This window comes from Paenibacillus sp. FSL K6-1330, from assembly GCF_037976825.1.
Taxonomy (GTDB): Bacteria; Bacillota; Bacilli; order Paenibacillales; family Paenibacillaceae; genus Paenibacillus_AQ.
In genome coordinates this window covers 1,010,663-1,027,045 of record NZ_CP150269.1, presented here as the reverse complement: position 1 = coordinate 1,027,045, position 16,383 = coordinate 1,010,663, and the positions used below count along the sequence as shown (strand labels likewise).

14 protein-coding genes and 1 pseudogene are annotated in these 16,383 nt (G+C 50.2%); 2 read left to right on the top strand and 13 right to left on the bottom strand.

What is annotated here, in order from left to right; genetic code table 11:
• Positions 1-14: 14 nt before the first annotated feature.
• From NYE54_RS04530 to NYE54_RS04495, 8 genes are all read right to left on the bottom strand, one after another.
• A complete protein-coding gene (locus NYE54_RS04530; RefSeq protein WP_076325904.1) occupies positions 15-251 on the bottom strand; it encodes a YneF family protein in 237 nt (78 codons plus the stop codon).
• A gap of 136 nt (positions 252-387) precedes the next feature.
• On the bottom strand, positions 388-2,229 hold the full coding sequence (queG, locus tag NYE54_RS04525; protein ID WP_339270346.1) for a tRNA epoxyqueuosine(34) reductase QueG: 1,842 nt from the start codon (positions 2,227-2,229) through the stop codon (positions 388-390).
• 43 nt (positions 2,230-2,272) lie between these two features.
• Entirely contained in the window at positions 2,273-2,875 is a 603-nt protein-coding gene (gene lepB, locus NYE54_RS04520) for a signal peptidase I (RefSeq protein WP_076325906.1), read from the bottom strand.
• Positions 2,876-3,079: 204 nt separating this feature from the next.
• On the bottom strand, positions 3,080-3,502 hold the full coding sequence (locus NYE54_RS04515; RefSeq protein WP_076325907.1) for a GNAT family N-acetyltransferase: 423 nt from the start codon (positions 3,500-3,502) through the stop codon (positions 3,080-3,082).
• Positions 3,503-3,948: 446 nt separating this feature from the next.
• Entirely contained in the window at positions 3,949-5,037 is a 1,089-nt protein-coding gene (locus NYE54_RS04510; protein ID WP_339270343.1) for an efflux RND transporter periplasmic adaptor subunit, read from the bottom strand.
• Positions 5,038-5,070: 33 nt separating this feature from the next.
• Entirely contained in the window at positions 5,071-6,348 is a 1,278-nt protein-coding gene (locus NYE54_RS04505) for an ABC transporter permease (protein WP_339270341.1), read from the bottom strand.
• A gap of 68 nt (positions 6,349-6,416) precedes the next feature.
• Positions 6,417-7,184 (bottom strand): ABC transporter ATP-binding protein, encoded by a 768-nt coding sequence (locus tag NYE54_RS04500; protein WP_053490009.1) that lies wholly within the window; start codon positions 7,182-7,184, stop codon positions 6,417-6,419.
• A gap of 27 nt (positions 7,185-7,211) precedes the next feature.
• Positions 7,212-9,779: a hypothetical protein gene (locus NYE54_RS04495; RefSeq protein ID WP_339270338.1), complete on the bottom strand. Its 2,568-nt coding sequence runs from the start codon at positions 9,777-9,779 to the stop codon at positions 7,212-7,214.
• 320 nt (positions 9,780-10,099) lie between these two features.
• Between NYE54_RS04495 and NYE54_RS04490 the strand changes: the two genes are divergently transcribed.
• Positions 10,100-10,708, top strand: a complete 609-nt coding sequence (locus NYE54_RS04490) for a superoxide dismutase (protein WP_339270336.1) — start codon at positions 10,100-10,102, stop codon at positions 10,706-10,708.
• A gap of 103 nt (positions 10,709-10,811) precedes the next feature.
• Here NYE54_RS04490 and NYE54_RS04485 read toward each other — a convergent pair.
• From NYE54_RS04485 to acpS, 3 genes and pseudogenes are all read right to left on the bottom strand, one after another.
• Positions 10,812-12,048 (bottom strand): annotated as a pseudogene (locus tag NYE54_RS04485) (MFS transporter).
• Positions 12,049-12,112: 64 nt separating this feature from the next.
• Positions 12,113-13,261, bottom strand: a complete 1,149-nt coding sequence (gene mutY, locus NYE54_RS04480; RefSeq protein ID WP_339270334.1) for an A/G-specific adenine glycosylase — start codon at positions 13,259-13,261, stop codon at positions 12,113-12,115.
• Between the two features lie 25 nt (positions 13,262-13,286).
• Positions 13,287-13,682 (bottom strand): holo-ACP synthase, encoded by a 396-nt coding sequence (acpS, locus tag NYE54_RS04475; protein ID WP_339270332.1) that lies wholly within the window; start codon positions 13,680-13,682, stop codon positions 13,287-13,289.
• A 189-nt stretch (positions 13,683-13,871) separates the two neighbouring features.
• On the opposite strand from acpS, the gene NYE54_RS04470 reads away from it, so the two are divergent.
• Positions 13,872-14,423: a dihydrofolate reductase family protein gene (locus NYE54_RS04470; protein WP_339270330.1), complete on the top strand. Its 552-nt coding sequence runs from the start codon at positions 13,872-13,874 to the stop codon at positions 14,421-14,423.
• Between the two features lie 70 nt (positions 14,424-14,493).
• Here the strand turns inward: NYE54_RS04470 and nadE are convergent, their stop codons facing one another.
• Complete coding sequence (gene nadE / locus NYE54_RS04465; protein WP_076325916.1) at positions 14,494-15,303, bottom strand: ammonia-dependent NAD(+) synthetase; 810 nt, start codon at positions 15,301-15,303, stop codon at positions 14,494-14,496.
• A 347-nt stretch (positions 15,304-15,650) separates the two neighbouring features.
• The gene (locus NYE54_RS04460; protein ID WP_076325917.1) at positions 15,651-16,085 is read right to left on the bottom strand and encodes a BrxA/BrxB family bacilliredoxin; all 435 of its coding nucleotides are present in this window, start codon (positions 16,083-16,085) and stop codon (positions 15,651-15,653) included.
• Between the last annotated feature and the right edge of the window lie 298 nt (positions 16,086-16,383).

The window sequence follows — 16,383 nt, the reverse complement described above, 5'->3', positions numbered from 1 at the left end:
TGGGCTTTCTTGCATTATGATTTGCGTTTACGGCCTTGCCCTTTACCCGGCACAGGCTGATTTTTCATCATTTGCTGTGCACGCTGCATCTGCTTGCTGTTCATGTTATACCCCATTTGTTTTGCCATCTTCTGCAGCATTTGCGGATCGTTCTGCATCTTTTCCAATTGCTTTCGCAAATAGAATACGCCGATGAAAAATCCGCCGACCAGACCCACGATCAATGTAATAATCGGAATGACAATCTCCATCACTTGACCACCTTCTACTAATATCTGCCATTTAATGGCGCATACACGAACCTATCATAGCATGTCCTTTTCATCACAGCAAATGAAAATAACAGATACATGGCAGCAGACAGGCCTGATGATACGCCCTGGTCAACTACGACCCTTTCCGGTCCGGCATGGCTCCTTCTATCGTTAACAAGGTGCGCTTGATTTCCGGACCGCCGGCATAGCCGATCAAGGCTCCATCGGCTCCTACCACCCGGTGGCACGGCACGATGATCGGAACGGGGTTCTTGTTGTTCGCCCCACCTACGGCACGAACTGCTTTAGGACGCCCGATGGATTCGGCTACATCCTTATAGGAACAAACCGTTCCATAAGGAATGGACTTCAGCGCTTCCCATACCTGCAATTGGAATGAGGTGCCGCGCATGTCCAGCTGTACGTCGAACGCCTTTAGCTCCCCTGCAAAATACTGCTTCAACTGTGTGATAGCAGGAGCTAATCTTGCCTCGTCACGCTGATAGCCGCCGTTACCGGCCCAGGTCCGTGACCACTGCTGGATGACCGCTTCTTTCACATAGAAGCTGCCAAATTCAATAAGACATAATCCCTTCTCCGTTGCGCAGACCGTCAGCGGTCCAATCGGAGATTGAAGTTCATCGTAATACAGCATTTCCGGTCCTCCCTCAGGGACGGCCATCGGCTCGACTCCCTGAATAACAGGACTTTCCTGTCCCGGCTTGTCCCCATTAGAGGAACCTGCAACAGGAGTGCTAGCGGAGGAAGCATCAGCCGCAGCTACGGCAGACGCTTCTTTCTCACTTGGTTCATTCAGTTTATTCAAGGCTTGCTGCAGCATATCTCGTACTTGGGAGTCCCCTTCTGATTTCATGCTTTTCTCTAAGTTGTTCAACGCTTCTTCGCCTCCAATACGGCCCAGAGCCCATGCAGCGGTTCCCCGCAGCTCCGGGCGCGGGTCTTTCAGCAGTACTTCGCTCAGCTTCGGTACGGCTGAAATATCTTTAAAGTTGCCAAGCGCGATGACAGCATTGCGCTGAATCGGCTTTCGGCCGCGCCATGCGGCCGACGTATCTCCGAATGCCTCCTTGAATTCCCGGTTACTCATATCCAGGATGGGCAGGAGCAGAGGCTTGGCTTTTTCAGGATCGGGCTTGAAGTCCTCTTGATGAGTCCAGTTCTTGCCCCGGTTCTTCGGACAAACAATTTGACAGGTATCGCATCCATACAGCCGGTTGCCGATCTTGCGCATGGCCTCTTCGTCCAGAAACCCTTTGGTCTGGGTCAGAAAAGAAACGCAGCGCTGAGCATTCAGCTGCCCGGGACCGACAAGGGCGCCGGTTGGGCAAGCATCGATGCATTTGGTGCACTCCCCGCAATCCTCAGTTACCGGCGTATCCGGAGGAAACGGGATGTTCGTTACCATTTCGCCAAGGAATATCCAGGAACCGAATTTCGGGGAGATGATAGAGCAGTTCTTGGCGCTAAAGCCAATCCCGGCTCGCTGCGAAACCGCCCGGTCGACAAGCGCGCCGGTGTCCACCATGCTTTCAAGCTTCGCATCCGGCACGCGTTCTTTAATGTATTCCTCGAGACGGCTCATGGCCTCCCGGAGCACCTGATGATAATCCCTTCCCCAAGCTGATCGCGCCATAATCCCCCTGTATTTACCTGGCTCCGATTTGGGCGGGTTCTCCATCTTGGAGTGGTAGGTTATGGCGATGGCGATCAGGGACTTCGGCTCCGTGCCAAGGAGTGTGGGAGTAACCCGCTTATCCAGATCCGACTCCTCAAAGCCGGACTCATATCCCATATCCCGATGGTTTTGCAAAATTCCCTTTAGGGATTGGAACGGCTCCGCCGAAGCGAAGCCGATATCATCAATCCCGAGCTCCGGCGCAACGGCCTTGAGCTCCTGCTTGAGCTCCTCCCATACCGAAGGCGGAGGAGCGTACGAGCCGAGTGTGTAGGTCATTCTCCAGCGCCTCCTTTTCTGGGATGATGTTCTGTCTTTCAGGTTACAGCTTTTTGATCTCAGACAACGGCCAGAAAATAAATTCGGCTCTGCCTACGATGTCGCTTTCCTTCACGCTGCCGAACATGCGGCTGTCCTTACTCTTTCCGAGATGGCGGTTATCTCCCATAACGAAGTAGCGACCCTCTTCCAGTACTATAGGCTCAAAGCCAGGGTCCTCGATCGGGACATCGGTATATCCTTCCTGCTTTGCAACCCCGTTTACGTACAGCTTCTGGTCCTTTACCTCAATGGTATCTCCAGGTACGCCCACGACACGTTTTACCAGAAACTCCTTCTTATCCGGGCCATCACTCGGGTCCTTAAGTACAATAACATCGCCATGGCTCGGTGCTGAAAAGCGATATACCACTTTATTAATAAATAGCCGCTCCGATGCTACCAGTGTCGGCTGCATAGATTCACCTTTAACCATAGACAGGTTGAACACAAACATATTTAGAAGCACCATAATAACAAATGCAATCGCAATCGTCTTTACCCAATCCCAAAGCTCGGCAGCCCAGCCGTTCTTCTTGCCAGGTTGATTCTGAGGTTCGTTGTTCTCGCCATGCTCAGTTGAATCCGGAGAAATCACTTGTCCCATGCTACACCTACTTTACTTCGATTTCACCTCCGGAAAACGAAGGCGGCACCTTCAAAAAAGGTACATTAATAGAAAAGCATATCTCCCACCCATTTGCAACGGCTGAAAGATATGCTTCATATCGAAAAAATGTCGTTTCTTATCTCTGTCGAAGCTTAAAGCCGCCGTTTGCGTCGCTCGTATGTACCGCTTTTGTCATTACGACTATTGACCAAGGATACTGAGCTTCTGGAACGACCGCAGGATTTGGCTGGCACCGTATCCCATGGCTTCATAAAATGGCATGGCTGCGGCGTTGTGCTCGTCTCCGGCTACCATAATCCGACTGACTTTCCGTGATTGAAAACGCTGTTCCATTGCCGAAATCAAAGATTTGCCAATCCCTTTTCTACGATAGTCGGGATGAATGGCAATGCGGTAATAACAACCATGATTGCGTTCGATCGTACCGATTAAGGCACCAACGATTTCACCGTTTTCTTCAGCTACCATAATCAGATCGGAATCCCAAGCTAGCTGCCTGGAGAAGGGCTCCATCGTGTTTTCGTAGCATTCTTCCGATAAAGCAATCTGAAGTAGCTCGGTTACGGGGTTACAGTCACTCAACTGAAAGGAACGAACATGCATTTCAAAATCTCCCTTTTCGTTAGCATGATGCGGTTTACCCGGTTTACAAAAATCTAGTATTCCGTTTACGCAAACCTGACATTTATATTACTACAAAAAACCCGAAAATCCTCTTTCCTTGTCCATTAAACCACATCTTTCTCGTAAATTCACGAGTTTTCTTCTGAAAGCGCTTTATAGGAAGCGTTTTCATCATTTTAGCTGGATAAAATTCCATATTTTTGTTGAATGCTAGGTTTGTTTCCTGCTGCTAAACCATTAGCTCACTGTTAAAATAGGTCCATTAATTTCCAGGACCTTTCTTTCTTGTTTGAGATTTATACTTCGATAAAATAACCAAACTTCTCCAGTTCCACCGAGGATAAAGACATGTAGTAAAAAACAACAGCGTCCTCTCGGCTATGTGCCTCTGAGGAACGCTGTGTTTATTTGTTCATGATATTTACTTACTGGAGAACGACGGTGTCGCCCACTTTCAGCCCTGACAAAACCTCGATTTTATCTAGCGTCTGCAAGCCGGTCTCGATATCCTGCCGTTCAATCTGGCCGCCTCCCTTGTCCACCATGACATAGGAGGCGCCTCCGTCCGTCATAACGGCAAGTTTAGGAACTACAACCGCCTTATCCTTCCGTTTGGTTACAATGTCTCCGTTCAGCGTCAGGCCGCCGATTAAACGATCTTCCTTCGGCAGCGAGATGATCACCTTAAACTGTGGTGCTTGGGAAGTTTGCTTCTCCTGGGCCGTCGTCTCGGCGAATTTAGCTACTTCCAGCACCTTTCCCTTCAGCTTTAGATCTTTGATGGACGGCATCTTAACCTCAACCGCCATGTCCGGCTTAATGCTGAATATATCGTTTTCCCCGACAAATGCCACTAATCGAAGAGAATCCAGGTCGACGATTTTGCCGATATACTGGTTCGCCGTCACCGATTGCGGCCGCTGCTGCGTCGGGTCGAACAGAAACAGGCCTGCTGCAGGTGATAAGTATGTAGCTTTCTTCAGCCTGTCATTCAAGTCGGCCATCGTCTGGCGCTCAATATCGTTAGTAACCTCATCCAGCTGACTGCTCAGCCGAGCATTTTCCTGATCTGCCAGCATTTTAAGACGTTCGGCCTCCGTTGCTAAAGCCGGGGCGCTATCGAGGTCCTGATTTAACGTAAACTCCTTCAGCTCCTTCTCCAGCTTCCGCTTCTGCAGCTCGGCTTCCTTCTGCTGAAGCTGCTGGCGAATTGCCGTTTGCTCCAATTTAAAAAGCGCATCGCCTTTCTTAATCTGTTGGCCGTTCTCGACGTTCCAGGACTCCACTTTCGCTTCAAAAGGTGCGTACACATTGGTCTCCCGCCCGTATTCGGACGTTCCCTTGACCTGCACGGTCGAGACGATGGTTTCCTCCGTTACGGGAAACGTGATGACCTGCGGCTCTTCCATCATGGGAATCTCAGGTTCTTTCGGTTTCACCTGTCCGTATCCCCAATATCCCACCAAGCCCAGCACGGCAACGATAACCGTCCATTTTATGATTTTTTTTATCATACCGATTTAGCTTCCTTTCCGATGCTCATTATCCTAATCCCGCTTGATGGCTAGAAGCGCATTCGTTCTTGCTGCACTGATCGCCGGATAGATCCCCGAGAAGATTCCGGTCATCACAGCGAATGCAATGCCGATGGGCAGCGTCTCCAGCGTAACCGCAATTTGTAGCCCTGACATGCCCGCCGAAGCCATAATGAATGAATTTAGTCCCTTGATGATCAAAAATGCGAACACGATGCCAAGCAATCCGCCAAGCAAACCGAGCAGGCTGGCTTCTACGATGAACATGTTGCGGATTTGCGGCATATTCGCCCCTAGGACCTTCATGATGCCGATTTGCCTACGGCGCTGATGCGTAGACATCGTCATGGCTACGATGATTGATATCGAGGCCAATAACAGGATAAATACGCCTATGCCGAGAGCGATCGCTTTGAATGTATCCAATTGGGAAGCGACCTGATCACGCATGGCCAGATTGTCGCTCGCATTCAGCGCAAGTTTTGAGATTAAATCCTCAAGCGGTTTAATACTCTGCAGATCATCCACTTTGATGGTTAGACTATCGTATACCCGCTGTTTCGAAGTAGTCCCATTTTGCAGGTTCAAACTGTTTGTTAGCCATTCCGCCGTATCAAAGGAAATATAGGCCTGACGATCGTAGAACGCAAACTGGGCATCTCTCCCCGTAGGCACGTCCAGCACGCCTCCAACATAAAGCTGTGGGCTAAGCTGTTTCTTGTCTGCGTCCATCGACTCCAGCTGAATATTTTTGCCGTGCATTTCCGAAACGGTGCTCTCATACATCTGATATTCTTCCCATATCTTCGGGTTATTAGGATCGGAACTTATCATATTCATCAATCTTTCGCTCGTCTCTGCATCCTTCCATCCGGTTGTTGCTCCGTAATTGAGCACCATAGCACCGATCTGTTCAAGCGCGCCACCTTCCTTGAACCTGTTGCCCTGCTCTTTGAGCTTTGACAGGTCCACGGCCACGACGTTGAAGCCGTCGTTGATCAGGTTATCGGACGAAATGGCTCTAAAATACCCGAGCTGCTTGGTGGCTATAACGGATTTGACATGATCAAAGCCCTGAATCACCTGAACTTTATCATCCGTTAGCAATCCCCGGTCAGCTCCGGCCGCGGGGCCACTGACTTCTCCTTTCCCGCTTGAGCCCTGTGGAGTCACCGTAATCTCGTCAAGCTTCATGCCGCCTATAATTTCCGTCTCCAAATAATTCTGGGCGCCGTTCCCAATGCTGATCGCTACGATAATAGCCGCGCATCCAATCGAAATACCGGTCATGCACAGGGCCGTCACCACTTTACGACGTTTAATCTGTCCCCATGCCAGCCGTATGCTGTCTAAAATTATCAGCTGACCTCACCTGCCCCCTCCGTATGAACCGGGACCCCAGGCAGGGACGAGGGGCCGTTTGGCCCCCGTTGACCTGCTGCTGGCGTTGTATAGTCCTCCGGCTGAACCAGATAACCGTCACGGAGCATAATCGTTTTTTTCATTTGGGCAGCGACTTCCATCTCGTGAGTAACGATGACAAATGTCGTTTTCATGGACTCGTTCAGCGCCATCATGATTCGGATAATTTCCTCTTCCGTTTTGGTGTCCAGGTTACCCGTCGGCTCGTCCGCAAAAATGACGGAAGGCTCGGTAATCAACGAGCGCGCAATACTAACGCGCTGCTGCTGTCCACCTGACAGTTGGGACGGGTACAGTGAAGCCTTATCGCCGATCCCCGTCATCTCCAGAAGTTCCATCGCTTTCTTCCGGCGCTTGGACGGAGAAACGGATTGAAAGACCAGGGGAAGCTCCACGTTTTCACGAATCGTGAGCGTCGGGATCAGTTCATAGGCCTGAAAAATAAAGCCGATATGCTTGCGCCGGAAGACAGCAAGCTTGTTTTCCCCGTACTTGACAATATCCTGATCGGCAATATAAATATGGCCTTCCGTCGGCTTCATCAGTCCTGCCATCAAGTTGAGCAGCGTAGACTTGCCCGACCCGGAGCTGCCCAGCAGGGCAATCATCTCTCCCTTCTGGACTTCGAACTGGATATTATGGAGCACCTTTAACACTTCGTTACCATTCTTAAAGCTGTGCGATACATTTTCCAAACGCAACATGTTCGCTATTCCTTTCCGGTTCTTAATTTAACTCTCCTCGTCAGGAACTGCTGTAGGCGTGAATATCAGATTGTAGCTTTGACTGCCCAGCGTGATCCGCTCATTCTGGAATTCATCCACCAGGGTCAAGTTAAACCAACCGCCTCGAAGTTTTTTGTATTGCTCATCCGACAGCTCGATCGACATCGACCGGGTGCCTGGGACCTGAATATCGGTTCCTGGCGTGAGCGTGCGCTCCTGTGTCTGCCCGAGGTTGTCCTTGATGATTAAAATCAGCTTGTGGCCGGAGTCCGCCGCAATGATGCTCTCGCTGCGTTTCACATCAATCGTGATATTCAGCGGAATGGATGAGCTGCCTTCCTGCAGATGTCCTACCGCTTTCGTAACCGAAACGTGGTAAGGATACCAATCGAGGTTTGTCAGTCCGGAGCTTATGGCAGGTCTGATCGGATTCAGCATCAATTTTTTCATGCCCATGACACCGGTAGCATCTTTACCCGTTTCAGCAAGCTTGCCTCCGGTCATCGCCGTACCCAGAGCAAGCCCCAGTTCGCTTGCAGCCCCCTTCGGCACTCTGGCCCAAAAGACAATCGACTGCTTGGACCCCGGCTGAAGCGAGGCTTCAGGCTGAATGGTTTCCGCTTCATAGATCTTTCCATCCGTGCTTTGGAAATACCCCTTCAGCACCGCTGCTTGGACGCGGCGCTGTTCATTGCTGGTCAGCAAGAACTCGGAATAGACAATATCGGAGTCCACACCTTCATAGATGACCGTCCGCCGTTCCTGCGCCTCTGCGCGCTTACCAATCGCGGTAACGGTATACGGCTTCCCTTTCTCCAAAGTGCTGATCGACTGCGTCATGCCGGACGTGGTCATGGTAAGGAACGACGTTTTGGCCGTATCCTGCTGCGTAAACAGCTCGAAGCGAAGCGAACGGATATCCTTGGTATACGGGATCCGAGCCATGACATATACCTCGGTTGATGACCCCGGGGAAATCAGGGAACCCTGCTCCTCCGCAATAACCTCCGAACCAGCCAGACTTGTTTTTTCGTCCGCTGTGACGTTCACTTTAAGCTCAGGCAGCGGCAGCGATTTGGATTCCTGCGTATTCCGCAGACGCAGCTTTGCAACGATCAGATCCTGATCCTGCCATGGCAGGCGCTGGATGGATTCCAGCGTGTACGCAAATCCTTTGGCTGTCTGCGCGTCGTACTCCACACCGATAGATGATTTGCGTTCCGTTTGATAAGGGATGGCAAAGTATGCAATCGGCAGGGTCAATGACTCCTGGACCTCGGTGGTCGGCTCACCGGCCGGTTCACCCGAGCTCGCCGGCGGTTTAGATGAGCTGGCTGGTCCAGATGTCCCGATCATTTGCAGCTTCAATCGGTCCTGCTTGAGATCTAGCGGGAGCGTTATTTCCATCACCATCGTTTTCTCTTCCCCGGGACGCAGCGTCAAACCCGCTTTGTTATCCGGAGTGTAAGGATGGAAGGAGCCTTCGGATGCTTTAATCGCAAATTCGTAGGCCGGAACCTCCACCGATTTTTTTCCTTTATTCTTGAAGGCCATCTCGATATTCCATATGCCCTGCCCCCCTGAGGCACGCAGCGAAGCTTGGCGGATTTTGGCATCGACCGGAATCCCCTTGATGGTCAACTTCTTGGCCGCGCCCGCCGCAACGTCCCACTTTGGAGCTGTTGCCGCAGGTAGCTTGAAGGATGCGACCGGCAATGACAGCTTCAGCGTTTCATCGTTTTCGGTCCACAGGAAATGCAAACCGGTCGTTTTAAGATAAGAGGGAACTTCTGTTATGTAATAAACCAGTTTCTTTTCTTTCGGCTGAACAGGCACACCCTCAGCCCCTGCCTCATGACGCAGAAGGAACGAACTGCCGCTTGCCGTCGCCAAATACGGTTCGAACCCCCGATCATTCCATACCTTTCCACCATGGTTCGTCATATACATCCCGACTTTGGCGATGACTTTGCCGTCATACTTGATGATCTCCAGTGATTCAGCCTGTACGGTAACCGGAGTGCCGCCCAGATTCAGCTTGGAGCTCGAACCAGATGGTACGGCTGCTGTATAATTGGCGGGCATTCTGTACGTTCCGACACGCTGCAGGTAGCCTTTGACTTGCGGATTCCATACGTCCATCACCAGCTTCATGCCGGACAATGAGCTGCTCTCGGTCTTCGCATAGTAGGTTACACTCAGGCTTTGCCCGGGCTCTACCTTCTTCTTGGCCAGATCCTTGGATATGGGATTGGCCGCCGTCACGGAACCGCCGGGAAGCACCACCTTGGGAAAATAAGATACCAGGCGCGCTGCGCTTTTCCCCCCATTTTTATAAGTCAGTGTAAATACCGCCACATTCGTGCCGGTCTGCTGCCATACGTCGGCATGGTCAAGCTTTGCTGTGACGTTGTTCCCAAGCTGCACGCTCCAGGCCAGAGCTGCACCCTTCTGTGCAGTCGACTTCGTGATTTGCGATGGCTGTGTCTTAGTTGCTGCAGCTTCCACTTGCGGTGCCGCAGCCAGAATGGCAGCCATCAGAATGGCAGTCACTCTGAGCTTTGTACTATTCATGTTATGTACCGACTCCTTTCTACCTCGACATATCCCTTCTATATCGACGTTTCGATCATAGATTTGTTCAAGACTATATATATAACGACAAATTTCACAGAAAAGTTTTCCATTAATTTTCGATGTCACAACTTTCGTTCATGCAATAAATCAGCCCTCTCGGACTTTTCAAACATAAAAGTTGATTTAATCACCCAAAACGGTTTAATATATGTAGTGTAGCCGGATTACATATTACGTCTCCGGGATGATAAAGACTTCCTGATGAAGGAAGACCCTTTCATCATAACCAAAAACTAAATTTACAGGAGGTTTTTACTATGGCATTTCAATTACCAGCACTTCCTTACGCAAACGACGCGCTCGAGCCTCATATCGACGCACAAACGATGGAGATCCACCATGATCGCCACCATAATACCTACGTAACCAACTTGAACGCTGCTCTTGAGAACGCTCCTGAGCTTCAAGGCAAATCCCTTGAGGATCTGATCTCTAACCTTGACGCTGTACCGGAAAGCATCCGCACAGCGGTTCGCAACAACGGCGGCGGCCATGCTAACCACTCCCTGTTCTGGGAAGTTATCGGACCAAACGGCGGCGGACAACCGACTGGCGCTTTGGCTGATGCCATCAACAGTGAACTGGGCGGCTTTGATAAATTCAAAGAAGATTTCGCAAAAGCGGCTACAACCCGTTTCGGCAGCGGCTGGGCTTGGCTCGTTGTTAAAGACGGCAAACTGGCAGTAACCAGCACACCGAACCAAGACAGCCCGATCATGGAAGGTCAAACACCTCTCCTCGGCCTGGACGTTTGGGAGCATGCTTACTACCTGAAATATCAAAACAAACGCCCTGATTACATCTCCGCATTCTGGAATGTAGTGAACTGGGAAGAAGTCGGCAAACGTTACGATAACGCGAAATAAATATCGCTTAACTAAAAACCGATATCATACCAAAAAAGGCTGCTTTCAGCTGTAGACCCTGTCTACTGCGAAAGCAGCCTTTCTCTATATCGATATCATGCTGTTACGTGTTATTTACCGCTGCTGCAGAGCCTGACTCATAATGGCGGACCTTGGATGGTGCATAGATGACCACCAGCAGAATGACCGAGATCAGGACGGCTGCACCTGCACCGATCAGGCATACGGCCTGCAGCGGCCAGGCATCGGCGGCAAAACCGAGCAGAAGTGTTAAGAGAATCTGCAGCATCCCTTCCAATAAGCGGGTCACGCTCGTAAAGCGCCCCATCAGATCAATAGGCACCTGATTTTGAAAAAAGGTAGTATATCCCGCATTCGCATACGAAGAGAAGAAACCAAACGCGATAAAGCCGATAACGGCCGTCAGGAGGCCGGATGCGGCATAGAAGATCATATACCCGGCACTCGATAGAAGCACACCAGCCCCGATAAACATGCGCAATGATAGCCATTTGACAGTTAGAGACGCAGCCGCTGAGCCGGCCAAATACCCAGCTCCGGCTACGCTGACGAGTAGTCCGTAATCCTCGTCGCCGAGGAGCAATACCTGTTTAATAAAGGGTTGCCTCTTGGGAATCGAGCGCGAAGCCTAGCAGCATGGCAGATTGAAATAACGAGTATACAAGCATAAAATACTTCGCCGCTTTTCCGAAATCAATAACCGCAGCCCAGTCCTGAAGCAGTGTCTTCATTGTGATGGCATCCCGTCCATTGCCTGCGCTTTCCTTTCCATCCACATCGGGAAGGAAGTAAATGACAAGCGCGCAGATGAAGAAAGATACGGCATTGATGAAGATGCTGATCCGAATGTCCGTATAAGCGATCAATAGACCGGATATAGCGGGTCCAAGCAGCACCGCGCCGGATGTCGTAAAGCTGGACCATGCGTTGAACCGCTTTCGTTCCTCTGCCGGGATCAGCTTCGTTATATATGTCATGGACGTAGGCCCGAAGAAAGCCCCCGCAACGTTAATCAGAAACATGATACAGTAGATGCCCCAAACCGAGGACATGAAGGGGATAAGGGCAATCAAAGCCCCCCGGATCACATCGGTGGTGATCATAAGCCTGCGCTTATTCGCCCGGTCAATAATACTGCCCGCCCAGGAGTTGGTAAACAGGGTTGCGAGCGGCCGGATGATAAACAATCCAGCCACTGCCGCAGGAGAACCTGTCATATGCAGCACAAGCAAATTAATCGCGACCAGATAGATCCAGTTTCCCAGATTGGAAACCCCGATGCCAAAAATGTAAAGAAGCGCATTCTTCCAGCTATGCAAAATCTCCACTACTCCTTACAAGCCGTTTCAACATTATATCTCCCATTGCAAGGGAAATAAGGCTTTAAGATGAGAAATACGAGTTCAGAATCCGAATGAACACATTCGGAAATGCGTAGCGTTCCATGTCATGAACGTGAATCCAGCGAAAGCTCTCTTCGCCTGTCTCATATGCCGCTGCACTCTCTGCTACTTCCAGGGCTTCCGGCGGCACATCCTGCCATTTACAGCGGTACACGCCCATATGCCATTGAATATGGCTAAAGGTATGCTCGGCGTCCATCACATGGCCCATCGGCAGGATCGGAACTCCTTCCTCCAGCAAGGCATGACGCAAGCGGCTCATCGCCGTCTCCTCGGACATCACGACCGGCACGCCGCTCCCCTCGGTCGACACGATCACATGCGGCAGCTCCCACATCCCTGCCAATAAACCGGTGGATGGACGCTTGCGGATCAGAATCTTCCCTTCGTGCACGCCAGTGCCTTCTACAATGGCCGTGAGGCGGTATTCAGGACGTGGCGGCTTGGCCTTCGTCTTAATAGGAAGGGACTCCTCTTTGCCCTCAAACCGTGCTGTACAATGCTCCATCACAGGGCATACCAGACATTTGGGGGACTTCGGCGTACAGATCAACGCCCCCAGTTCCATTAACGCCTGGGTGAAATCCGATGCTCGCCCATCCGGAACCAGCGTCAGCACCAGCTCCTCCATCTTGGTGCGGGTCTTCACTTTCATAATATCTTCTTCAATCAAAAAATAGCGGGACAGCACACGCATGACGTTACCGTCCACTGCTGCGGCAGGAATATTGAATGCAATGCTGCGAATGGCACCCGAGGTATATGGACCAATGCCTTTAAGTCCCGACACTTCATCTTTGCCGCTCGGCATAACGCCCCCATACTGCTCTGTCACCTGCCTTGCGGCAGCCTGTAGGTTGCGTGCCCGGGAATAATAGCCAAGGCCCTCCCAGCACTTCAACACATCGTCCTCCGGCGCATCCGCAAGCGACTGAATCGTTGGAAACCGCTCGATAAACCGGTGGAAATATGGGATTACCGTGTCCACCCGGGTCTGCTGCAGCATAATTTCAGATACCCATATATAGTAGGGATCACGATGCCGGCGCCATGGCAAATCCCTTTTGTTGATCTCATACCAATCCAGCAGCTCTTGGCTGAAGTATTGTTTGTGTTCCGTATTATGCATCTATAAGTAATCTCCTTCGTCAACCTTACTTTATCTTCTCAACCACGGCGAAAGCGGAAGCCAGCGTGGTCTGATGCGAAATCGTCAAATGAATCGCATAATGTGCGGACTCCTCCATTCCGAGGCGTTCCCAGGCTTCCTGGGATAGTCGAGTCTCAGGCCTGCCAAGAACACCCGGCAGCACTTCTATGTCACGGAACCCGATTATACCTCCAATTCCGGAGCCAAAGGCTTTGGATATCGCCTCTTTGGCAGCAAAGCGCCCGGCAACAAACTCCGTCCGTTTCGCCCCCTTACCGGCGGCAATGACCTGCTCACCCTGCGTAAGCACGCGCTTCATGAATCTTTCTCCATGCGGGCCTGTCATCAACATCTCCATTCGCTTCATGTCCAGCACATCATGTCCGATTCCGTAGATCACAATCGTCCGCTCTCCTTCATGGATCCAGTCTTCCTGTCCAAAAAATATACTCTTACTTATTGTATCAGTCGATGTACGTCAACGCGAGACCAACGGTGTTACAACAACATGAATTAAATAAATTTGTTGTATTTCAAATTTCATCTATATAGACTGTACAAAATAGCATGGTGAAAGGGGAACCATATTATGGGCTCATTGATTTATCACGTGGCTGTTTCGCTTGACTATTTTATCGCCGATCAAGCCATGATGGATGGAAGGATCGACCGAACTCTCTTTTTATTCGATGGAGAGCATGTTCCGGACTTCTTGGCAGAAATCCAGGAGTTTGAGGCTGTGCTGATGGGCGGTAAAACGTATGAGTTTGGATTTAAGATGGGGGCTAAGCCAGGAGAGCCTGGTTACAAAGGACTCAAGCATTATATATTCTCACGCTCATTAGAATTCGAATCCAATGAAGAAGTTGAATTAGTCAAGGAGGACGCCATCCCGTACATCCATAATCTTAAACAACAGACAGACGGCAAGCTGTGGCTGTGCGGCGGCGGGGAATTGGCAGGAAGCCTGCTTCAGCATCAACTGATCGATCAGCTTGTATTAAAGGTAAACCCGGTAATGGTTGGTGACGGGGTTCCGTTGTTCGGCAGTGTCAAACCGCGGCTAAAACTCGAACTGGTCGATATGAAGCAATATGCCAACGGCGTTCTCAAACCGACCTACAATATCATATATACCTAGTGCCGCGCTAAATAAACTAGCCTTCCGGAGGTTATTCCACCGGAAGGCTGGTTGCCTGGATATTCGTATGTTAGATGCCTGGAATCGTATTGCGCTTGTGTGCGGTTTTGACGTAATAACTCTCGAGTTTCTGCTGAACATCAGGATCAATTGTCTTACCTTCCAGGTAATCGCTGTTATCCTCGTAGCTGATTCCGAGCTCTTTCTCGTCTGTTTGACCTTCCCAAAGGCCGGCAGAAGGGGCTTTATCCAGAATCGATTTCGGAACTCCTAAATAGGATGCAAGCATACGAACCTGACGCTTGTTCAAGGAACTCAGCGGCGTAATGTCCACTGCTCCATCACCCCACTTGGTATAGAAGCCGGTAATCGCCTCGGAAGCATGATCCGTACCGACCACGATCAAATTCTGCTCGAATGCCAGCGCATATTGTACCACCATACGCACTCTGGCCTTCACATTGCCTTTACCCGGAATACTCATATGCTTATGGACCCCGATATTTTTCAGGCCATGCTCAACCTCCAAAGCTATTTCGTTCACCGTTTCCTCGATATTCGTCTCGACGGTATGTTTCAAATCGAAGGCCTTCGCTGTCGCATAGCTGTCTGAAATATCAGCCTGCTCGCCGTATGGCTGGAACACCCCGAGTGTCTTGTATTCCTTGCCAATCTCCTCCGTGAGTTCATCGGTGGCCCGCTTGCACAGACCGGCAGCCACGGCCGAATCAATCCCGCCGCTAATGGCGATCAGCAGTCCGGAAGTGCCCGAGTTCTTTACATAGGTTTTCAGAAAGTCAACGCGCTTGCGTACCTCTTCCTCCACATTAATGGTAGGTTTGACACCCAGCTCTGCGATAATTTGTTCTTGTAGGCTCATGATATATGACTCCTTTCAGTATGTTCTCTCTTTCTGAAGTACTTCATTGATAAAAGAAAAACGTCTATCGACGTACTTCCTCAGAAGACAGACCGCGTTTAGCGGGAAGTTTTTCTTGCGATATAGAATTTCATCAGCGTAGCTAGATAACTTATAAATTCTATATCTATAATAAAAACGTCTATCGACGTACTTCCTCAGAAGACAGACCGCATTTAGCGGGAAGTTTTTCTTGCGATATAGAATTTCATCAGCTTAGCTAGATAACTTATAAATTCTATATCTATAACAAAAGCCCCGCGGCTTCGGAATATGCCGAATGCTTCGGGGCCTATGTAACTGCCGGATTACTGGCAGTAGCGATTGAATGCGTCGGTCAAATCCGCCGCGATTTCTTCTGCAGAACGATTCTCCACTTGATGACGCTCAATAAAGTGCACCAATTCCCCGTCCTTCAACAGAGCAATCGATGGGGAGGATGGAGGATACGGAGCAAAATACTCACGTGCTTTAGCCGTTGCTTCCTTATCCTGTCCGGCGAACACGGTAAACAATTGATCCGGCTTCACCTGGTTCTCAAGCGCTATGGCTACACCAGGACGCGCTTGCCCTGCTGCGCAGCCGCATACGGAGTTTACAACGACCAGCGTTGTACCTTTCGCTGTAGGAAGAACTTCCTCTACCTCTTCAGGTGTTGTCAGTTCCTTGATTCCCAAGCTGGTCAGCTCATCCCGCATCGGTTGAACCATATCGCGCATATATCGGTCAAAAGACATACCCATAACTCTTCACTCCTTATATAAACAAGATTGTTCGAATTATAACAGCTCATCGATATCTATATTATACAATCCTAAAGAGTGAAAGCAAGAAAATACAAAACGAGCAGCATCACAAAATAGGATACCGCCCGTTTTTCATGTTCCATTGGTTGAACTAGGTAGCAGGATAGTTTACCCCATCTTTTTTCTTGTCAACGATGGGCTCACCACGGCGATCTTTGTTTTCACGCTCCTGCTGCTCTTGTTGCTTGGAATCATTTTTACTCATCCGAATCCCTCCTTTACCCTAAGCTCTGCC

Coding starts and splice junctions, on each gene's coding strand:
- NYE54_RS04530 (WP_076325904.1), bottom strand. CDS start 251: ATGGAGATTGTCATTCCGATTATTACATTGATCGTGGGTCTGGTCGGC.
- queG (WP_339270346.1), bottom strand. CDS start 2,229: ATGACCTACACACTCGGCTCGTACGCTCCTCCGCCTTCGGTATGGGAG.
- lepB (WP_076325906.1), bottom strand. CDS start 2,875: ATGGGACAAGTGATTTCTCCGGATTCAACTGAGCATGGCGAGAACAAC.
- NYE54_RS04515 (WP_076325907.1), bottom strand. CDS start 3,502: ATGCATGTTCGTTCCTTTCAGTTGAGTGACTGTAACCCCGTAACCGAG.
- NYE54_RS04510 (WP_339270343.1), bottom strand. CDS start 5,037: ATGATAAAAAAAATCATAAAATGGACGGTTATCGTTGCCGTGCTGGGC.
- NYE54_RS04505 (WP_339270341.1), bottom strand. CDS start 6,348: ATGACCGGTATTTCGATTGGATGCGCGGCTATTATCGTAGCGATCAGC.
- NYE54_RS04500 (WP_053490009.1), bottom strand. CDS start 7,184: ATGTTGCGTTTGGAAAATGTATCGCACAGCTTTAAGAATGGTAACGAA.
- NYE54_RS04495 (WP_339270338.1), bottom strand. CDS start 9,779: ATGAATAGTACAAAGCTCAGAGTGACTGCCATTCTGATGGCTGCCATT.
- NYE54_RS04490 (WP_339270336.1), top strand. CDS start 10,100: ATGGCATTTCAATTACCAGCACTTCCTTACGCAAACGACGCGCTCGAG.
- mutY (WP_339270334.1), bottom strand. CDS start 13,261: ATGCATAATACGGAACACAAACAATACTTCAGCCAAGAGCTGCTGGAT.
- NYE54_RS04470 (WP_339270330.1), top strand. CDS start 13,872: ATGGGCTCATTGATTTATCACGTGGCTGTTTCGCTTGACTATTTTATC.
- nadE (WP_076325916.1), bottom strand. CDS start 15,303: ATGAGCCTACAAGAACAAATTATCGCAGAGCTGGGTGTCAAACCTACC.
- NYE54_RS04460 (WP_076325917.1), bottom strand. CDS start 16,085: ATGGGTATGTCTTTTGACCGATATATGCGCGATATGGTTCAACCGATG.